This window comes from Celeribacter marinus, from assembly GCF_965656515.1.
Lineage (GTDB): Bacteria > Pseudomonadota > Alphaproteobacteria > Rhodobacterales > Rhodobacteraceae > Celeribacter > Celeribacter marinus_D.
In genome coordinates this window covers 45,789-47,632 of record NZ_CBFHKW010000010.1, presented here as the reverse complement: position 1 = coordinate 47,632, position 1,844 = coordinate 45,789, and the positions used below count along the sequence as shown (strand labels likewise).

Sequence of the window (1,844 nt, the reverse complement as noted above, 5' to 3'; positions counted from 1 at the left end):
GTCACGCCCATGTCCGCCCACTGATCCACCGTCAACTTGGTCTCAAGGCCTGTCTGTGACCAATCCAGATCGCGCGGCACCGTGATCTCTTGCAACCACGGCTCCCCCGCGCGCCACCCCAACGCGTGCAGCATTTTTCCGCCCGACATCAATGCGTCAGGGGCGGAGGTTTTCAGCGACACATGTCCGTCCCCATCACCGTCAACACCGTTCTCCAAAATGTCTGCGGGGAGCATCTGGACCATACCGATTTCGCCCGCCCATGCGCCAACGGTCAACGCGGGATCAAAATCGCCATGCGTGAACAACTCGAGGGCTGCAAACACCTGTGGCTGGAACAATGCGGGGCGACGACAATCATGGCTCAAGGTCATCAACGCATTGAGCGTGTTGAAACCGCCCTGCACCTGACCGTAATCGGTTTCCAACGCCCAAAACGCCAAAAGCACGCCGCGCGACACCCCATAGTCGCGTTCGACCCGATCAAACACGGAGGCGTATTTTTCGCCGTAGTACCGACCGTTGTCCATACGGTTCTGGCTAATGACCGCGCGCGAAAAATCGACAAAAGATTTTTTGAACACGCCTTGCGCACGGTCGGCCTTGATCACGGCGGGGCTGTATTGCGCCGATGCAAAAAACGCATCCACGGTGGGTGCATCATGCCCTTGGGCTACGGCTTCGGCTTTCATGCCTTGCACGAAAGATGCGAAATCTCCACCGCACGCGATGGTGGCGTGGGCGGGTTGGATCAGTGTCAGACCGAGGAGGGCCGCAAGTGCAAAATGGCGCATATAAAACTCTTTGATTGTAAATGTGGTGAGAGCCTAAGGGGGGAGGCCGCGCTAGGCAAATGCAAGAGCGATCACAATCGCGAGGGTGACCCCCCATGCGCGCCAAAGCATGCGGCACGCGGTGTCGATATCTGCGGCGCTCGCATCATGGCGGCCGTCCGAGTTGACCCATGGAAATGACGTCATCGTGCCCTCATATGAGCGCGGCCCAGACAAAGAAACGCCAAGGGCGCGTGACATTGCCGCCTCCGGCCATCCGGCATTGGGTGAGCGGTGTAGCTTTGCATCGCGAACAATGCCGCCCAAATCAATGCGTCCGCCTGCAATTGCAATCAGCAGCGCGGATATGCGCGCGGGCACCCAATTGAGCACATCGTCCAATCGTGCTGCAGCTTTGCCAAAGGCCTCGTATTTATCGGTGCGGTAGCCGATCATGCTGTCTGCGGTGTTCACCACTTTGTAGATCAAAATACCTGGCAAACCGCCAATCAGGAACCAAAATGCAGGTGCGATAATCCCGTCTGAAAAATTCTCGGCCCCTGATTCAATGGCGGCGCGCGCAATTGCGGGGGCGTTCATGTCGGCGGTATCACGTCCAACGATTTGCGCCACGGCAAACCGGCCCGCCGCAACAGTATCGCCAAGGCCCAGAGCCACCGCCCGCACATGATCGACAAGCGAGCGTTGCGCCAGCAAGATCGCACCAAGGATAATCTCGACAAAGGGGATATGGGACAGCACCCAGCCCAAGCCGCCCATCAGCAGAACCAACCCGAAAACAAGTAGCCCACCCGCAATAAGGCGCGCGGAGCCACGATTCATGCGGCGATCGCCCGCGGATATCATGCGACCCATCAAGACGGCGGGATGGGGGAGGCGCGACCATAGCCATTTTGGTTCGCCCAAAAGCGCGTCGATCGCCATCGCAAGCGCCAATGCCAAAGCTGTCGTCAAAGGGCCGCCTCCAATTGATCCCATCCATCAGGTGCGGGTAGGCCGATGCGAATCCAACGCTCCGAATACGGGAATATCCGCGACCAGACGCGCCCT

At 58.8% G+C, this 1,844-nt stretch carries 2 protein-coding genes; both read right to left on the bottom strand.

From position 1 onward, the window contains the following. A partial coding sequence (locus ACTG34_RS04080; protein ID WP_439103736.1) for a lytic murein transglycosylase occupies nucleotides 1-794 on the bottom strand: 794 nt, incomplete at its 3' end. Between the two features lie 51 nt (nucleotides 795-845). Continuing rightward, nucleotides 846-1,748 (bottom strand): adenosylcobinamide-phosphate synthase CbiB, encoded by a 903-nt coding sequence (gene cbiB / locus ACTG34_RS04075; protein ID WP_439103735.1) that lies wholly within the window; start codon nucleotides 1,746-1,748, stop codon nucleotides 846-848. Nucleotides 1,749-1,844: the final 96 nt, after the last annotated feature.